This is a genomic window from Azospirillum baldaniorum (assembly GCF_003119195.2).
Classification (GTDB): domain Bacteria; phylum Pseudomonadota; class Alphaproteobacteria; order Azospirillales; family Azospirillaceae; genus Azospirillum; species Azospirillum baldaniorum.
Genome location: NZ_CP022260.1, coordinates 824,404 through 841,652 on the forward strand (window position 1 = coordinate 824,404; position 17,249 = coordinate 841,652).

At 68.8% G+C, this 17,249-nt stretch carries 12 protein-coding genes; 5 read left to right on the forward strand and 7 right to left on the reverse strand.

Features of this window, described 5'->3' with window-relative positions; translation table 11 throughout:
• Positions 1-20: 20 nt before the first annotated feature.
• The 7 genes from Sp245p_RS30230 to Sp245p_RS30260 all read right to left on the reverse strand — a co-directional run bounded on the left by Sp245p_RS30230 (position 21) and on the right by Sp245p_RS30260 (position 8,220).
• Positions 21-1,028 carry an SDR family NAD(P)-dependent oxidoreductase gene (locus tag Sp245p_RS30230; RefSeq protein WP_014241841.1) on the reverse strand — a complete coding sequence of 336 codons (1,008 nt, stop codon included), beginning with the start codon at positions 1,026-1,028 and terminating at the stop codon, positions 21-23.
• 27 nt (positions 1,029-1,055) lie between these two features.
• Positions 1,056-2,135: a GDP-mannose 4,6-dehydratase gene (locus Sp245p_RS30235; protein WP_014241842.1), complete on the reverse strand. Its 1,080-nt coding sequence runs from the start codon at positions 2,133-2,135 to the stop codon at positions 1,056-1,058.
• A gap of 86 nt (positions 2,136-2,221) precedes the next feature.
• Complete coding sequence (locus tag Sp245p_RS30240; protein WP_014241843.1) at positions 2,222-3,466, reverse strand: glycosyltransferase family 4 protein; 1,245 nt, start codon at positions 3,464-3,466, stop codon at positions 2,222-2,224.
• Positions 3,467-3,665: 199 nt separating this feature from the next.
• The gene (locus Sp245p_RS30245; protein WP_014241844.1) at positions 3,666-4,472 is read right to left on the reverse strand and encodes a WecB/TagA/CpsF family glycosyltransferase; all 807 of its coding nucleotides are present in this window, start codon (positions 4,470-4,472) and stop codon (positions 3,666-3,668) included.
• Positions 4,469-5,548 (reverse strand): NAD-dependent epimerase/dehydratase family protein, encoded by a 1,080-nt coding sequence (locus tag Sp245p_RS30250; RefSeq protein ID WP_014241845.1) that lies wholly within the window; start codon positions 5,546-5,548, stop codon positions 4,469-4,471. Before Sp245p_RS30250 ends, Sp245p_RS30245 begins: the two co-directional genes overlap by 4 nt.
• A 49-nt stretch (positions 5,549-5,597) precedes the next feature.
• Positions 5,598-7,136 carry an undecaprenyl-phosphate glucose phosphotransferase gene (locus tag Sp245p_RS30255; protein WP_165360019.1) on the reverse strand — a complete coding sequence of 513 codons (1,539 nt, stop codon included), beginning with the start codon at positions 7,134-7,136 and terminating at the stop codon, positions 5,598-5,600.
• A 136-nt stretch (positions 7,137-7,272) separates the two neighbouring features.
• Positions 7,273-8,220 carry a UDP-glucuronic acid decarboxylase family protein gene (locus tag Sp245p_RS30260; RefSeq protein ID WP_014241848.1) on the reverse strand — a complete coding sequence of 316 codons (948 nt, stop codon included), beginning with the start codon at positions 8,218-8,220 and terminating at the stop codon, positions 7,273-7,275.
• 550 nt (positions 8,221-8,770) lie between these two features.
• Between Sp245p_RS30260 and Sp245p_RS30265 the strand changes: the two genes are divergently transcribed.
• Genes Sp245p_RS30265 through Sp245p_RS30285 form a run of 5 tightly spaced genes read left to right on the forward strand, consistent with a single transcriptional unit; the run spans position 8,771 to position 17,239 of the window.
• Complete coding sequence (locus Sp245p_RS30265) at positions 8,771-11,119, forward strand: GumC family protein (RefSeq protein ID WP_129557265.1); 2,349 nt, start codon at positions 8,771-8,773, stop codon at positions 11,117-11,119.
• Between the two features lie 52 nt (positions 11,120-11,171).
• Positions 11,172-13,433, forward strand: a complete 2,262-nt coding sequence (locus Sp245p_RS30270) for an NAD-dependent epimerase/dehydratase family protein (protein WP_109139180.1) — start codon at positions 11,172-11,174, stop codon at positions 13,431-13,433.
• Positions 13,430-14,695: a lipopolysaccharide biosynthesis protein gene (locus Sp245p_RS30275; protein ID WP_014241853.1), complete on the forward strand. Its 1,266-nt coding sequence runs from the start codon at positions 13,430-13,432 to the stop codon at positions 14,693-14,695. Before Sp245p_RS30270 ends, Sp245p_RS30275 begins: the two co-directional genes overlap by 4 nt.
• Positions 14,682-15,908, forward strand: coding sequence for a glycosyltransferase family 4 protein (locus Sp245p_RS30280; protein ID WP_109139181.1), 1,227 nt, complete (start codon positions 14,682-14,684; stop codon positions 15,906-15,908). The genes Sp245p_RS30275 and Sp245p_RS30280 overlap by 14 nt, the downstream gene beginning before the upstream one ends.
• On the forward strand, positions 15,905-17,239 hold the full coding sequence (locus Sp245p_RS30285) for an O-antigen ligase family protein (protein ID WP_014241856.1): 1,335 nt from the start codon (positions 15,905-15,907) through the stop codon (positions 17,237-17,239). Before Sp245p_RS30280 ends, Sp245p_RS30285 begins: the two co-directional genes overlap by 4 nt.
• Positions 17,240-17,249: the final 10 nt, after the last annotated feature.

The window sequence follows — 17,249 nt, forward strand, 5'->3', positions numbered from 1 at the left end:
GCCGGCTTGAAAAATGACCGTCAGGCCACGGCGCGCTCCGCCATGCCGTTTCCCGGACCGCTTTCCAGCCCGTCTTCGCGGCCATTTTCGCGCAGCGCCCAACGCACGGTTTCCGCCAGCCCCTGCTCCAGCCGCGTGCGCGGCGTCCAGCCGAGCACCGACCCGGCATAGGCCACGTCCGCCTGCACGCTGCGCTGCTCACCCGGGCGTTCGGGGTGGTAGAGCACGGGATGGTCGGCCCGCGTGCGCCCCAGCGCTCCCAGCGCGAGGTCGGCCAGTTCGCTGATGCTGGTCTGCCGCCCGCTGCCGAGGTTGAAGATCTTCCCGTGGCTGGCCGGATTGTCGAGCGCGCCGACCCAGGCGTCCACCACGTCGTCGATGAAGACGAAATCGCGGGTCTGCTTGCCGTCGCCGTAGATGCGGATCGGCTCGCCGCGGATGATGTTGCCCAGGAAGATGCCCAGCACCCCCTGGTAGGGGTTGTCCACCGCCTGCCGCGGTCCGTAGACGTTGTACATGCGGAAGGAGGTGACGGCCAAAGCGCCCGGCAGGTCGGGCCGCGCCGCCGTCAGATGCACGTAGCGCTCGCCCGCGTATTTCGTCACCCCGTAGTAGGACACCGGGGAGCAGGGCGTGTCCTCCGGCGTCGGCACCACCTCGGCGTTGCCGTAGGCGCTCATCGAGCTGGCGTAGATCAGGCGCTTCACCCCACGCTCCACGCACTGCTGGAGGACGTTCACCGTCCCCTCCACGTTGGTGCGCAGGTCGCCGACCGGGTTGCTGAAGGCGCGGATGATCGACACCTGCCCGGCGATGTGGATCACCGCATCGGGCACCTCCTCGAACGCCTTGTCGAGGTCGGCGGGGTTGGTGACGTCGCCGCGGATGTAGCGCACCTCCGCCGGCACGTTGGAGCGCAGCCCGGTGGACTCGTTGTCGATGACCGTCACCCGGTGGCCGAGCGACACGAGGCGGTGCGTGATGTGGGAGCCGATGAAGCCGGCCCCGCCCGTTACAAGCACGTCCATTGATTCCTCCACCGCACGGGAAAGGGATTACGCGCTGAGGGCGATGCGGCCCGGTTCCACCTGGGTCTGGTCCGTGGGCAGGCCGTTCTGCGCGAGATAGCGCTCAGCCCAATCCCACAGGCGGCGGATGCCGGTGTCGCGGTCCACCTGCGGGCGCCAGCCGAGGACCTGCTCGGCCTTGCGGATGTCGCTGACGTAGCAGGGCTGGTCGCCGGGCCGCCAATCGGAGAAGTCGGCCTCCACCGGCGCGCCGCGCAGGGTGGACAGCATCTCCCCGAACTCGCGCCAGACCGAGATGGTGTTCTCCGGCCCGCCGCCGATGTTGAAGACCTGCCCGCGGCTGACCTCGATCTTCTCGGTGGCGAGGCGGAAGGCGCGCACGAGGTCCTCGACGAACAGCACGTCGCGCACCTGCATGCCGTCGCCGTAGATGTGGATGGGCCGCCCGCTCAGCGCCGAGATGATGAAATGCGCGACCCAGCCCTGGTCCTCGTTGCCGAACTGGCGCGGGCCGTAGATGCAGCTCATCCGGAAGACGACGGTCGGCAAGTCGTAGATGCGGGCGTAGTCGCGCACATACTGGTCCGCCGCCCCCTTGGAGCAGCCGTAGGGCGAATGGAAGTCCAGCGGCTCCGCCTCCGAGACGCCGAGCGGGCGGTCGACGAAGCGGTAGCGGCTGCCGGTCTGCTCCACCGCCACATGCTCCAGCCCGCCATAGACCTTGTTGGTCGAGGTGAAGACCACCTTCGGCGGAGTCTTCATGCGGCGCGCCGCCTCCAGCACATTGAAGGTGCCGAGCGCGTTGATGTCGAAGTCGGTGCGCGGGTCGTCCAGCGACGAGGTCACCGCGACCTGCCCGGCGAGGTGGTAGACCTCCTCCGCCCCGGCCATGCAGGATTTGACGGCGGCGAAGTCGCGCACATCGGCCTTCATGAAGGTCAGGCGGGACCCGGCGTTGAGGGTTTGCAGCCACGCCGCGTTCCGCTCGCTGCCCGGACGCAGCAGGGCGTCCAGGACGACGACGTCGCGCCCGTCCTCCAGCAGATTCTTGACCAGATTGCAGCCGACGAAGCCGGCCCCGCCGGTCACGAGCGTCTTGCCTTCCATAGGTGTCTTCTCCATTGCTGCGGCTTTTACCGGTTGGGCAGGGGGTGTTGGGCAGAGGGCGTTGGGCAAAGGGCGTTGGACGGGGTTCAGGCGGCCTTGAGGACGGCGGCGCCCGCCGGGCGGCGGATCACCGCCTCGTAAAGCCGGTGGGTGTCGGCGGCGGCGGCGGCCCAGTCGAAGCGCTGGGTGGCGCGCAGGCGGCCGTGACGGCCCATCCGCGCCCGCCGCTCGGGGTCGGTGGCCAGCTGCTCGACGGCGGCGCGCAGGGCCAGCGGGTCGCCCGGCTCCACGATCACCGCGCAGCCGTCATCGACCTGATGGGGGATGCCGCCGACCCGGGTCGTCACGACCGGGACACCGAAGGCCATCGCCTCCAGGATCACGTTGGGGAAGGTGTCGGCCAGGGTCGGGAAGACGAAGAGGTCGGAGCGGCGGAACATGGCGGCGACCTCCGCCTCGGCCAGATTGCCGGTGAGATGGATGGTCTGGCCCGGCCCGCAGCGGCGCTGGTAGGCCTCGTAATCGACGAAGTCCCGCTTCTCGCCGCCGACGATCAGGCGGAACGGCATCGACAGCCCCACGAAGGCGTCGAGCAGAACGCCCAGCCCCTTGTTGGCCGTGTGGTTGGCGAGGAAGAAGGCGGTGACGGGGCCGCCGTCCTCCTCCCGCTCCGGAATGCCGAACTTGCGGTGGATGTCCTGGTCCGCCGCGGTCGGCGTGGCCCAGTCGGTCGGGCGGTCCACGCCGTAGGGAATGACGGCGATGTCGTCCCCCGTGAAGCCGAAGCCGCGGACGATGGGCAGATCGACGGGCGAGATCGCGCAGATCGCCGCCGCGTTGCGGACCACGTAGCGGACCGGGCGGTCGATCAGCAGGTCCCAGGCCAGCCGCCGCGCCGCGTCCATGCGGCGGAAGGCCGCCGGGTTGCCGATCTCCACGAAGCCGTGGGTGGACACCACATAGGGCACGCCCTTTGCCACGCAGGCCCGCGCCACCCGCATCATCTCCAGCGCCGGAATCGGGTTGTGGATGTGCACCAGATCGTAGGAGCCGTGGCGGATCAGCGCCGGAATGCTCGACTGGTAGAACAGGGTCTTCGCGCGGTTGGGCAGGACGGAGTCGAGCCCGACGAAGGGGCTGGAGGTCCGTACTTCGATCCGTTCGCCCGGCTTGCTCAGGTCCATCGGGACCCGGCTCGCCATGCCCATGTTCGCGATGTCGATGCGATCATGCGCCTGCAGCGCGACGCTCAGCTTCTCCGCCGCCTTGCTGGCGCCGCTGACCGCCAGATGCGGCGGCACGACGATCGCCGACAGGATCTTCAGGCTCATCGCAGGAATCCTCGACTGTCATGGAAGCGCGGGCCGCATCGGTCGCGGTTCAAGGCGCTGTTCCGAGGTCGTTCTGGAAAATCCGCCGATGCGAGGCCGTTTCATTTTAAAAACGGCACCACACAATCACAGCATCGGAAGAAGTTTCATTTTTAATAACGGCTCTTTTATTTGGCAACCACCAAACAACCATCACCGTCTAGCCAAATCGAAGCTCTCCTTTCGGACGGCGTGCCTGGCCGCTGCGGACCAGCGGCATCTGCACCGCCTGACAAGCCAGCAGGAACAGGAAAGCCGGGTTCAGCATGACGTAGCGCCGCCACAACCGCCGCGGTTCGGTGGACAGCCGGAACAGCCATTCCAGGCCGTTGTTCTGCATCCACATCGGCGCCTGCGGCTGTTTCCCGGCGATGAAGTCGAAGGCCGCGCCCACCGCGATCAGCGGCATCGACAGCGCCGCCTTGTGCTCGTAAACCCAGGTCTCCTGGCGCGGGCAGCCCAGCCCGACGAAGACGATCCGCGCGCCGGATTCGATGATCTCGCGGTCGACCGCCGCGCGCTCCTCGGCGCTCAGCGTGCGGAAGGCGGAGGGGCGGGCGCCGGCGATGATCAGACCGGGGAAGCGTTCCGTCAGCGCCGTGGTCAGCGTGTCGAGCAGCCCCGCCGTGGCGCCGTAGAGGTAGATGGGAAGGCCCTTCGCCGCCGCTGCCGCGCAGGTGCGCAGCATCAGGTTCGGGCCGTAGACGCGGTCCGGCAGGGCGGCGCCGTGCAGCCGGTTCAGCGCCCAGCGCACCGGCTGGCCGTCCGGCGTCACGAGGTCGATGGCGTTCAGGCGGTAGCGGTGCTCCGGATCGAGCGCCCCCGTCATCACCCCATGAACGGCGAGCGCGCTGACCGCGAAGGGCTTTTGCTGTTCCGCCGCGTCGATGATGGCGCGCACGCCGGCCTCGTAATCGACGGCGTTGACGTAGACGCCGAGCACTTCCTTTTTCCCATGGTCGATCATGCCACGGCCTCCACGCGCCAACGGCGCCGATTGCTGTCGTGAATGTCGGTGAGGATGTTGCGCACGTCGTGCCGGATGTCCCAGGACGGGTAGTGGGAGCGGAACCGGTCGAGCGAACTGACCCACCAGATGTGGTCGCCGATGCGGTTGGCCTCCTTGAACGCCAGATCCATCGGGCGCCCGGTGATCTCCTCGCACAGCGCCACCGCCTCCAGGATGGAGCAGTTGCTCGCGCGGCCGCCGCCGATGTTGTAGACCTCGGCGCTGCGCGGCGCGTCGTAGAACGCCTGGAAGGCGGCGATCAGGTCGTTGCTGTGGATGTTGTCGCGGACCTGCTTGCCCTTGTAGCCGATCACGTCGTAGCGGGTGCCGGTGACGGCGCAACGCATCAGGTAGGCCAGAAAGCCGTGAAGCTGCGTCGGCGAATGGTTCGGCCCGGTCAGGCAACCGCCGCGGAAGCACACCGTCTTCATCCCGAAATAGCGGCCGTATTCCTGGACCAGCACGTCGGCGGCCACCTTGGAGGCGCCGAACAGGCTGTGCAGGGTGGCGTCGATCGACATGTCCTCGGCGATGCCGCCGGCGTAGCGGTGGGCCGGGTCGATCTCGTAGCGCGTCTCCGTCTCGCTCAGCGGCAGGCGGTTCGGCGTGTCGCCGTAGACCTTGTTGGTCGAGGTGAAGATGAACACCGCGTCCGGGCAGTGGCGCCGCGCCGCCTCCAGCAGGTTCAGCGTGCCGTTGGCGTTCACCGAGAAATCCATCTGCGGGTCGCGCGCCGCCCAATCGTGCGAGGGCTGGGCCGCCGTGTGGATGATCAGGGAGATGGCCGAACCGTGCCGCTCGAACAGCGCGTCGATGGCCGCGGCGTCGCGGATGTCGATGGCGTGGTGGCGGTAGCGCTGGCGCAGCGTCTGTTCCAGGGTCTGGCGCTGCCACGCGGTCGAGGCCTCGTCGCCGAAGAAGGTGCGCCGCATGTCGTTGTCGATGCCGACGACGTCCATTCCCAGCGCACCGAAATGCAGGCAACTCTCCGACCCGATCAATCCGCAGGAACCGGTGACAAGGGCGACGGACATGACGTCTAACTCCTTCGCGGTTTGTTTGTTGGTTCAGCAGGGAGGTTCGTCAGTAGGCGTTGCGGTCCCAGAAAAGGAGGAGGGCGGTGCGCACCATGATCTCGGCGTCCAGCCCCAGGGACCAGTTGTCGACGTAGTAGAGGTCGTGTTCGACGCGGCGGGCGGCGGTGTGGAGGTTGTCGATCTCGCCGCGCAGCCCGTTCACCTGCGCCCAGCCGGTGATTCCGGGACGGACGCGGTGGCGGCAGGCGTAGTTCTCCACCGCCTCGTGGTACAGCACGTCCCCGGCCTTCATGGCGACGGGATGGGGCCGCGGCCCGACGATGGACATGTCGCCGCGCAGGACGTTGAAGAGCTGCGGAAGCTCGTCGATGCTGGTGCGGCGCAGGAAGCGCCCGACGCGCGTCACCCGCGGATCGTTGCGCACGGTCCGCTGCGCGCCCGACTGGTCACCGCGGTCGGTGTGCATCGTCCGGAACTTCCAGATCTCGAATTCCTCGTTGTTGAAGCCGAAGCGCTTCTGGCGGAACAGCACCGGGCCAGGGCTTTCCAGCTTGATGGCCGCCGCGGCGAGCAGAAGCACCGGCGCCAGCACCGCCAGCGCCGTGCCGCCGATCAGCAGATCCTCCGACCGCTTCAGCACCCCGCGCCAGCCGGCCAGCGGGTGATGGATGACGCCCAGCAGCGGAATGCCCGCCGTCGCATCGACCGAAAGGCCCGCGGTGCGGGCGATCAGCCGGTGCGGCAGCAGGCGGACGTCCACCGCGAGGACGCGCAGCCGTTCCAGGATGTCGGTGATTTCGGCCTCGGCGCTCCAGGGCAGGGCCACCACCACGAGGTCGATGCGGTTCTTGCGCACCTGCTCGACCAACCCGGCCACGCTTCCCAGCACCGGCACCCCGGCCAACCGTGCGGTGGCCAGGGGCGGAGCGCTCACGGATGACGGCCGGTCCGCCGCGGTGGACACCGCGCCGATCACCTGATAGCCCGCCCCCTCCGTACGCTGGAGCCGGTCCAGCCATTCGAAGGCCAGATCGTTGGTGCCGACCAGCAGAGTCCGCTGCCGAAGTCCGCCGGCCAGATTCCAGTCGCGCGCCATGCGGAGAACCAGGCTGCGCAACGCGGTCAGCCCGAACAGGCCGAGCCCGTACCACAGCCACAGCGTCCCCACCGCCGCCGTGTCCAGCCGCCGCAGATCCCCCGTCACGCCGAGCATGAGCACGAGCACCAGGAAGGCCGCCGTCCAGGCCCCGAACAGCGGCCCGGCGTGCGAGCCGATGGTCCGCCGCACCGCCTTGGGACGCAGATTGCGGTAGCAGCCCGCGCTGTAGAAGCACATCAGCGACAGCACCGCCAGCGGGCCGACCGCGGCGTTGAAGACGCCCGCGGAAGCATGAACGGCGTCTGCGAACAGAGCTGGGTCGGCCGGGGCCGCCCGCAGCAAACGGGCGGCGACGCCCTCCGCCGCCAGCCCCGTCCCGACGACCATCAGCGCGTCCGCGGCCACCAGCCCGCACAGCAGGGCGGGGGCGGAGGCCGCCGCGGCGACCGGCGAGGCGGAGTCCGGGCGCGGGCCTTGGAAGGTCATCCCCACGCGTGTGCCATAATCCGGCTTCGCCGAGCTGTCTCGTGAAGGGAGTTCGAACATCCGCCGTTCCCTGTTGGCCCATTTCCTGCCGCCGCACCCCAGCGATGCGGCGGCGCTGCCGGCTGCGTCGCCGCGCTCAGAAATAGGTCTTGGCGAAGTAGGCGATGGTGCGCTCCAGCCCCTCTTCGAGCGGCACGTGCGGCATCCATTTCAGGTAGGCGTGGGCCTTGGTGATGTCCGGCTTGCGCTGCCGCGGATCGTCCTGGGGCAGCGGATGCCGCTCGATCCGGGAGCGCGATCCGGTCATCCGGATGACGGTCTCCGCCAGTTCCAGGATGGTGAACTCGCCGGGATTGCCGAGGTTGATCGGGCCGGTCACCGTCCCGTCCGTTTCCATCAGCCGGTGCAGCCCCTCGACCAGGTCGTCGACGTAGCAGAAGGACCGGGTCTGCGAGCCGTCGCCGTAGATGGTGATCGGATCGCCCTTGAGCGCCTGGACGATGAAGTTCGACACCACGCGCCCGTCGTTCGGATTCATGCGCGGCCCGTAGGTGTTGAAGATGCGCGCGACCTTGATGGCGACCTTGTGCTGCCGGTTGTAGTCGAAGAACAGCGTCTCGGCGCAGCGCTTGCCCTCGTCGTAGCAGGCGCGCGGACCGATGGGGTTCACGTTGCCCCAATAATCCTCGCGCTGCGGGTGGACGAAGGGGTCGCCGTAGACCTCGCTGGTCGAGGCCTGGAGGATCGTCGCCTTCACCCGCTTGGCCAGCCCCAGCATGTTGATGGCGCCGTGCACGCTGGTCTTGGTCGTCTGCACCGGGTCGAACTGGTAGTGCACCGGCGAGGCCGGGCAGGCGAGGTTGTAGATCTCGTCCACCTCGACATAGAGGGGGAAGGTGATGTCGTGGCGCACCGCCTCGAACTTCGGATTGTCCAGCAGATGCGCAATATTCGAACGCGCACCCGTGAAATAGTTGTCGACGCACAGGACCTCTTTCCCGGCGGCCAGAAGACGCTCGCACAGGTGCGATCCGATGAACCCGGCGCCACCTGTCACAAGAACGCGCTCAGTCGTGGACGTCATTGAGCCTCTCCATGGAGTTGACCGGGAATTTCGCCCGAACGGCGGCGTCGCACGGAGATGCCGCGCCAATCCGACTCTGCGAATATTTTAAAATCCAGAGACGATTTGCGGCATGCCGCCATGCAAAGCGGTACGTATACTCCGGCTTTACGCAGGACTGCACAATCATTTCTGGAAATGCGCGGCGTTTTTGAAGCCTGACCCGGCTCCGCTGCACCCGGCAAACTGTGACCGGCGCGGTGTTGACCGTCAAACACGCGGACGGGGTATCGGGTATGATTATTTATGACGGTCGTCGTCGTAAGCACAGCGACGGATGGGCCTTCTTTTTTTCAATTGTTGCTTGGCCCTATTCACGATAATCGGAGTCTGTCCGGCAACGGTCGCCGCAGCGGAACATCACGGCCCATTCGGTCCTGGTCTTTAAAAGACCGCCGAATTCTCGGTTATCTCCAAAGAAAACAAAAGGCCGCAACGCGTCCTTTTGCAGCCATCCGCCACGCCCATCCCGGGCCGGACCGCCAGCCAGCAAGACGAAAGGGGCGACGACGTGAATTCTTCGATCGGCAAAGGCGGAACGCTTCCAGGCCACGAAGCGCACGCCAGCGTCCTTCCGGACAGTCTTCTGCAATCGGGCGCGGCAGAGTCCTCCGACGTCCGCAGCCGGCAGGAGGCGACCGTCTTCGCCACGCTGGCCGTGCTGTGGCGGCGCAAGCTGCTGCTGCTCACCATCATCCTGCTGGGGACGGCGACCATCACCTACGTCATGCAGTCGCTGAAGCCGATGTACCGGGCCACCGCGATGGTGCAGCTCGATTCCCGTCGGGTCGAGCTGGCGGAGTTCAAGTCGGTGGTGTCCAACCTGACGCCCGAGGCGCCGGCGGTGCGCAGCGAGGTGTCCATCGTCGGTTCGCGCGCCCTGGCGGAACGGGTGGTGGAAAAACTCGGCCTGCTCAACGACCCCGAATTCAACCCGTCGCTCAAGGCGCCGGACGGCACGGACGACCATTGGCTGAAGCGGGTCACCAAGGCCGGCGTCGGCGCGCTGCCGCCGGAGGGCAACGACGTTCTGCGCCAAATCGTGCAACAGGCCACCGCCCTGTTCCGCGCCGACGACGGGCCGGTCGCCCGCGATCCGAACCAGGCCCGCCTGCTGACCATCGACACGCTGCTGCGCCGGATCGAGGCGCGCAACGACGACCGGTCCTTCACCATCATCATCGAGGCGTCGTCGGTCGATCCCGCCAAGGCCGCCGCCATCGCCAACGCCTTCGGCCAAGCCTATCTGGACTACCGGACCGAGATGAACCGCGACATGACCGAGCGGGTCAACCAGTGGCTCGGCGGGCGGCTCATCGAGGCGCGCGAGGCGGTGCGCGGCGCCGAGGAGGCCATCCGCAGCTTCCGCAAGGAGAACAGCCTGCTGGAACTGCCGCCCGATGGGCGCAACATGGTCCAGCAGCAGATGAACGAACTCGCCACCCAGCTGACCGCCGCGCAGGCGCAGAAGGCGGCGGCCGAGGCGCGCGTGCGCCAAGCCCGCGACCAGACCGCCGCCAACAACGCCGCGGCGATCCCGGAGGTGCTGGCCTCCCCGCTGATCCAGAAGCTGCGCGAGGCGGAGGCGATGCTGGAGCGCCGGCTGGCCGAACTCCAGCAGGTCTATGGCGACAAGCATCAGGACATCGTGAATCTTCGCCGCGGCGTCGGTGAACTCAAGCTCCGCATCCGCGACGAGGTCGGCAAGATCCAGAAGGGCCTGGACGCCGATCTGGAGGTCGCGCGCATCCGCGAGGCCACGCTGCTCAAGAGCATCGCCGACCTGCAGGAGCAGCAGAAGGGCATCGAGGCGACGGGCATCCAGCTCCGCGACCTGGAACGCGCCGCCGACGCGCACCGCACGCTCTACCGCAGCCTCGCCGAACGCTACGAGCAGACGATGGCGCTGAAGAACACCGGCGCGCTGGACGCGCATCTCAGCGCCCCGGCCCTGCCGCCGATCCGCCCGGCCTTCCCGCAGCTGCGCATGTCGCTGGGCGTCGGGCTGGTCGGCTCCACGGCGCTGGCGGTGGCGCTGGTGCTGCTGCTGGAACGTCTCAGCTCCGGCCTGCGCACGCCGACCCAGGTGGAGCGGGCGACCGGCGTGCCCTGCCTCGGCATGGTCCCGTCGCTTCCCCGCAACGAGGCGACGTGGAACCTGCCCCTGCACCCCGACAGCCGCCGTGCCCGCGAAATCGGCGCCTTCCGCGAGGCGATCCAGACGGTGCGCACCATGGCCTGCATGCCGCGCAAGCGGGGAACGCCGCCCAAGGTGCTGCTCGTCACCTCCTCCATCCCCAAGGAAGGCAAGTCGGTGCTGGCGGCCAATCTGGCGCGGTCGCTGGCCGGGCTGGGGCTGAACACGCTGCTGATCGACGCGGACTTCCGCCGCCCCTCCATCGCGAAGCTGCTGGGCTACCAGCCGCACGGCAGCGTCGCCGACCTGCTGGACGGCCGTGTCGGCATCGACGACCTGATCCATCAGGAGACCACCAACCTCGGCGTCCTGGGCAACGCCGTCGGCACCCCCGACGCACACGACCGCATCAGCTCCCAGGCGATGAGCGACCTGATCCAATGGGCCCGCCACAATTACGACGTGGTGGTGATCGACAGCGCCCCGGTGATGCTGTTCTCCGACGCGCTGGCCCTGTCCTTCCTGGCCGACAGCGTGATCTACGTCGTCCGCTGGCAGCACACCCCGCTCGACACCGTGACGGCCGGCTTCAACAAGCTGAAGTCGGTCGACAGCGCGGTCGGCGGCGTCGTGCTGTCGCGCGTCGTCGCGTCCAAGCACGTCAAGTACGGCCACAAGGACGACGCCTACTACTACGCCCTGCACGCGCCCGCGCGGCATTGACGGCGCCGACGGACGGCGCCCACGCGAAGGCAATCCCAAAAGCGAGGATTCCATGACCAACGCCGAGTTCCCGCGGCTCGCCATCATCGGCTGCGGCAGCATCGTGAGCCATCACCTGTTGCCGGCGCTGCTCCGCCTGGGCTGGCGGCCGAGCGTGCTCGTCGATCCCACGCCGGGGCGGCTGGAGGCGGTGCAGGCCATGCTCGGCCGCAACCGCGCCCCCGTCGCCGTGGCCGACTGGCGGGAGGCGGCGGACCAGTTCGACGCGGCGCTGGTGGCGGCACCGCCGATGCTCCACGCGCCGGTCGGCCAGAGCCTGCTGGAGGCCGGAAAGCACGTCTTCATGGAAAAGCCGCTGGCCGTCGCGCTGGCCGACGCCGAGCGCATGGCGCAAACCGCGGAGGAGCGCCGACGCGTGCTCGCGGTCGGTTTGATGCGCCGCTATGTCAACGGCGTCCGCTGGCTGAAGGCGCTGATCGACTCCGGCCAGCTCGGCCGCGTCCTGCGCTTCGAGGCGCGTGAGGGCTTCGTCTACAACTGGGGCATCAGCTCGCCGGCCATGCTGCGCCGCGACGGGGCGGGCGGCGGCGTGCTGCTGGACACCGGGTCGCACACGCTGGACCTGCTGCTGTGGTGGTTCGGGGAGGCGGCGGAGGTCGACTACAGCGACGACAGCTACGGCGGGCTGGAATCCGACTGCCGGCTGTCCCTGACCATGGCGTCCGGCGCCACCGGAACGCTGGAGCTGAGTCGCACCCGCGCCCTGCGCAACACCATCCGCGTCTACGGCACCAAGGGCAGCGTCGAGGTCCATCTCTACGAGAACCAGATCGCCTCGGACGTGCCGCAGATCCTCGATTTCGTCCATGACGGCTTCTCGGCGAACCACATCCCGCCGCAGATCTTCGGCGACCTGTTCCAGGCGGAGCTGAAGGATTTCGCCGACGCCATCCGCGACGGACGCCCGGCCGCCGTCGGCGGGCGCGAGGCCCTGCCCTCCACCGCCTTGATCGAGCGCTGCTACGCCAGCCGCAAGCCGCTGGCCCTGCCCTGGGTGGACGCAAACGCAGCGGCCTCTCCCCGCACGGATGGCCCTCTTGCGGATGGGCCGACCGTGGTGGTGACCGGCGCCGCCGGATTCATCGGCGGGCGGCTGGTCGAGCGGTTGTGCCTGGAGCATGGCGCCAGGGTCCGCTGCATCGTCCGCGACATCGCGCAGGCGGTGCGTCTGGCCCGCTTCCCGGTGGAGATCGTCCGCGCCGACCTGCTGGACCGCGAGGCCATCGGCAAGGCGGTGGCCGGCGCCGACTGGGTCTTCCACTGCGCCTACGACGTGCGGTCGCGCCGCCAGAACATCGAAGGGATGAACGCGCTGATCGACGCCAGCCTCGCCAACGGGGTGGAAAGCTTCGTCCATCTCAGCACCTTCTCGGTCTACGAACCGCTGCCCGACGGCCCGCTGTCGGAGGAGACGCGCGACGGCGACCGGGCCTGGAGCTATGTCCAGAACAAGCTCGATCTGGAGGCGATGGTGCTCGACGCGGCGCAAAAGCGCGGCCTGCCGGGGGTGGTGCTTCAGCCCTCCATCGTCTACGGCCCCTTCTGCAAGCCCTGGACGAACGCCCCCGCCGAGATGCTGCTGAGCGGCACCGTGGTGCTGCCGCAGGAAGGCGGGCTGTGCAACGCCGTCTACATCGACGATCTGGTGGATGCGATGATCGCGGCGACGCGCAGCCCCCAGGCCATCGGGGAGCGCTTCGTGATCTCCGGCCCCGACGCCCCGCCCTGGGCCGCCGTCTTCGGGCGCTTCCAGGAGGCGCTGGGCGTGGACAGCCTGCGCTTCCAACCCGCCGAGGCCATCCGCAAGGAGATGAAGAGCCTGCGGCGCGACATCGCCATGGTGCTTCAGGACCCCAAGAAGATCATCCAGATCATCGTGCGCTGGCGGCCAGCCCGCCGGCTGCTCCAGGGCGGGTTCGACAGCCTGCCGCCGCGGCTGCGCCATCTCGTGATGGTCCACTACTTCCTGAAGAAGAAGGCCAGCCGCAACCAGCTCTGGCTGCCCGACGCGCAGAAGCTGGCGCTCTATCAGGCCAAGGCGCTCATCGACCTGACCAAGGCGCGGCGCCTGCTCGGCTACGAGCCGCGCTTCACCTTCGAGGACGGGATGATGCTGACCGCGGACTATCTGCGCTGGGCCTACCGCGACGTGCCGCGCACCGCCCCCGCCGCGCCCGCCGCCAACCGGCCTGCCAATGAAGACCGGCATCCCCTGCCCGCTTCCACCGAGACGACGCGGGTCGGCAACGCATGACGATGATCCCGGCGTCGCTCGTCCGCAGCTTCTGGACCCTCGCCGACCAGGGCGTGGTCAGCCTGGGCATGTTCGCCATCAACATCCAGCTCGCCCGGACCTTCCCGTCGGAGGAATACGGAACCTTCGTCTTCTTTCTCTCGGTGCTGCTGGCGCTCCAGGTCGTCAATGTCAGCCTGATCCAATACCCGCTGTCGGTGGAAGGCGCGGTGCTGGACCGCGCCGAACGCCGGACCCTGGCGGGCCGCGCCGTCCTGATGACCGCCGGATCGATCCTGCCGCTGTCCGGCATCGTGGCGCTGGTCGGCTATGGGCTGGGCATGCCGGAGCTGGTCGGCCCCGCCGTGCTCTACTTCATCGTCTGGCAGGTGCAGGAGATCGGACGGCGCGGGCTGATGTCCGGGCTGAAGCACGACAAGGCGCTGTGGGGGGACAGCGTCACCTATCTGGGCCAGATCGCCGTACTGAACCTGATGGCGCTGGGCGGCCACCTGACGCTGGAACGGGTGTTCATCGCCATGACCGGTCCGGCGCTGGCCGGGGCGGTGGTCCATTTCGCGATCCTGCGCCCGCGCTTCGACGGCCTGTCGGATTTGCCGGCGGTCGTCCGCCGCTTCTGGTCGATCGGGCATTGGGCGCTCGCCAACAACCTGTTCCTGATGCTGCGGGTGCAGAGCCTCGTCTGGCTGATGGCGGCGATGGACGGCATGGCGTCGACCGCGGCGTTCCAGGCGGTGGTCAATCTGGTGAACATCGCCAACCCGATCATCATCGGCATGGGCAACCTCGTCCCCCAGATCGCCGCGCGCGGGCGCAGCACCCTGTCCACCGGAGCGGGCGGGCTGCATCCCGACGAGCAGGCGTGGCTGGCGATCCGCGGCTACGTCGTCATCGGGGCGGCGCCCCTGCTGGTCTATTACAGCCTCGGCCTGCTGATCCCCGACCAGATGCTGCACATCGTCTATGGCGCCATGTCGCCCTACGCCGACCAGGAATGGCCGCTGCGCCTGCTCTCCATCGGGGCGCTCAGCGGCTATCTGGCGGAGATGGTCTGCAGCTACTTCTACGGCGTGCAGCGCAGCCAGTTCGCGCTGGTGGTGAACGTCACCGGAACGCTGGCGGTGTTCGCGGTGGTCGGCCCGCTGGCGGCGATGTACGGCGTCGCCGGGGTGTGCATGGCCCTGCTGTTCTCCAGCCTGCTGCGCGTCGGCGCCGCCCACTATTACCTCTCCAAGACGAGGACCGCCCATGTCGCCCGCTGACGGCAGCGCCGCGTTCGCCGTGGAAGAGACCCGGCTGCGCCCGCTCGACCTCCGGCACGTCGTGATCCAGCCGGCCATCGCCCATCCCTCCTCGGCGAACGGGCTGCACAATGTGGTGCGCAGCCTGATCGCCGAGCAGCGCGCGATGGGCGACGACGCGCGGCTGTGCCTGTTCTCCGACGACCCCGACGCCCTGACCGGCATCCCGGCGGACTGTCCGGCGCAACGCTTCCCCCTCGGCGGACCGCGGCTGTCCGGGCGGTCGCTGACCATCACGGACGCGACTCTCGACCGCCTGCTCGACGGCGCGGGACCGGACACGGTGGTGCACATCCATGGCGCGGTGAAGCCGCTGTTCGCGGCGCTCGCCCGCGGGCTGCACCGGCGCGGCGTCGCCTATGGCGTGACGCTGCACGGCCAGTGCTCCCACATCTACGACATCGCGGGCCGGATGCGCCGCCCTCTGCCTGCCGCGTGGCTGCGCGTCTTCGATGGCCCGGCCTTCGCCCGCGCCCGCTTCGTCCACGCCATCACCGAGGAGGAGGCCGCCATTGTCCGCCGGGTCGCCCCCGGCGCCGCCGTTTGCCTGCTGCCCAACACCGCCTGGTCGGCGCGGCGCGGCGGCCTTCCCGCCGCCGTTCCGCGCGCGGCACCGGACGGCGACCGGCTGACCTTCGGCTATTGCGCGCGCTACGAGATCGACCACAAGGGCGTAGACCTGCTGATCGACGGCTTCGCCGCCTACCGCCGCGCCGGCGGACGCGGGGTGCTGGAGTTGGCGGGGTCCGGCCCGGCCCGCACCGAACTGGACCGGCGGGCGCAGGCCCACGGCCTCGGCACCGACATCCGCATCCACGGCCCGGTCTTCGGGGCGGAGAAGGCGGCGATGTTGGCGGGCTGGCACCACTTCGTCCTGACCTCGCGCTACGATGTCATGCCGACCGGCTGCCTGGAGGCCGCCCTGTCCGGCCTGCCGCTGATCGTGACGCGGGAGACCGGCCTCGTTCCCTATGTGGAGGGTCACGGCGCCGGCTTCGGCGTGTCCGCCCTGACGGCGGAGGCGGTGTCCGACGCGCTGGCGCGGGCCGAGCGCACCAGTCCCGGCGCTTGGCAGAGCATGGCGGCCAACGCCCACCGCATGGTGGTGGCGATCGGCGACTGGGGCCGGATCGCCGCCCGGCTGCGCGCCGCCGCCTACGGACGCCCGTCATGAGCGCCGTCCTCACCACGCCCAAGCGCAGCCGGACCCGCGCGGCGGACCATTACCTGACCTTCCTGATGGTCGTCCTGCTGGGCTATTCCCTGGCCGGGCGCGGCTTCGCCTACATCGGGGCGCCGCCGCTGTTCATCGGGGAGGTGCTGCTGCTCACCGGTCTGCTGGTCATGCTGCGCACCGGCGGGGTCTTCGCCACGGTGTCCAGCCTGCCGGGAACGCTTCTGGCGATCCTGATCGTCTGGGTGTTGGCGCGCACGCTGCCCTACTTCGGCACCTACAGCTTCGACGCGCTGCGCGACAGCGTGATCGTGATGTACGGGCTGCTCGCCTTCGTCGTCATCGCCCTGCTCTACGACGAGCCGGAACGGCTGCGCCGCCTTGTGCTGGCTTATGGCGGCTTCGCGGTGTTCTTCGTTACGGTCATGCCGGTCGTCTACCCGCTGTTCCAGCTTCTGAACGCGCAAATTCCGACCTGGCCCCGCTACGGAGTCCCCTTCGTCAGCCTGCGCCCCGGCGAGGTCGGCGTGCATTTCGCGGGTGTCGCCCTGTTCGTTCTGCTGGGTTTCCGCCGCCTGAACCCGCTGCATCTGGCGATGCTGGTGTTCGGCATGGCGCTGGTCGCCGCGCACAGCCGCGGCGGGATGCTCGCCATCGTCGTGCCGCTGGCCATCGCGCTGGCCCTGGTCCCGCGCAGCCGGCAGCTCGCCCCGCTGCTCGGCATCGCCGGGGTCACCGTCATCGTGGCGCTGGTGCTGAACCTGGAGATCGAGGTCTCGTCGCGGAAGCTGTCGGTCGACCAGCTCGTCACCAACGCGATGAGCATCATGGGGACCACCGACACCGCCACGCTCGACGGCACCAAGCAATGGCGCATCATGTGGTGGGACAAGATCATCGGCTACACCGTGCAGGGCGACCATTTCTGGGACGGCAAGGGCTTCGGCATCAATCTGGCCGACGACGACGGTTTCCAGGTGGTCGACGCCGAGGACGGGCAGGTGCTGCGCAGCCCGCACAACGCCCACATGACGATCCTCGCCCGCGCCGGGGTGCCCGGCTTCGCCCTGTGGGCGGCGCTGCTGGGGAGCTGGTCGGTCTTCATGATGCGCGCCTTCCTGCTGGCCCGCCGCAACGGCGACCGCGCCTGGGCGCGGCTGTTCGTCTTCCTCTTCTGCTACTGGCTGTCCATCGTCATCAACGCCTCCTTCGACGTGACGCTGGAGGGGCCGATGCTGGGCATCTGGTTCTGGGTCCTGTTCGGCGTCGGCATCGCCGCCGGCCTGATCTACCGCAACGAACTCGAAAACCGGTCCCCGCTGCCGCATTGATTGAGGGAGG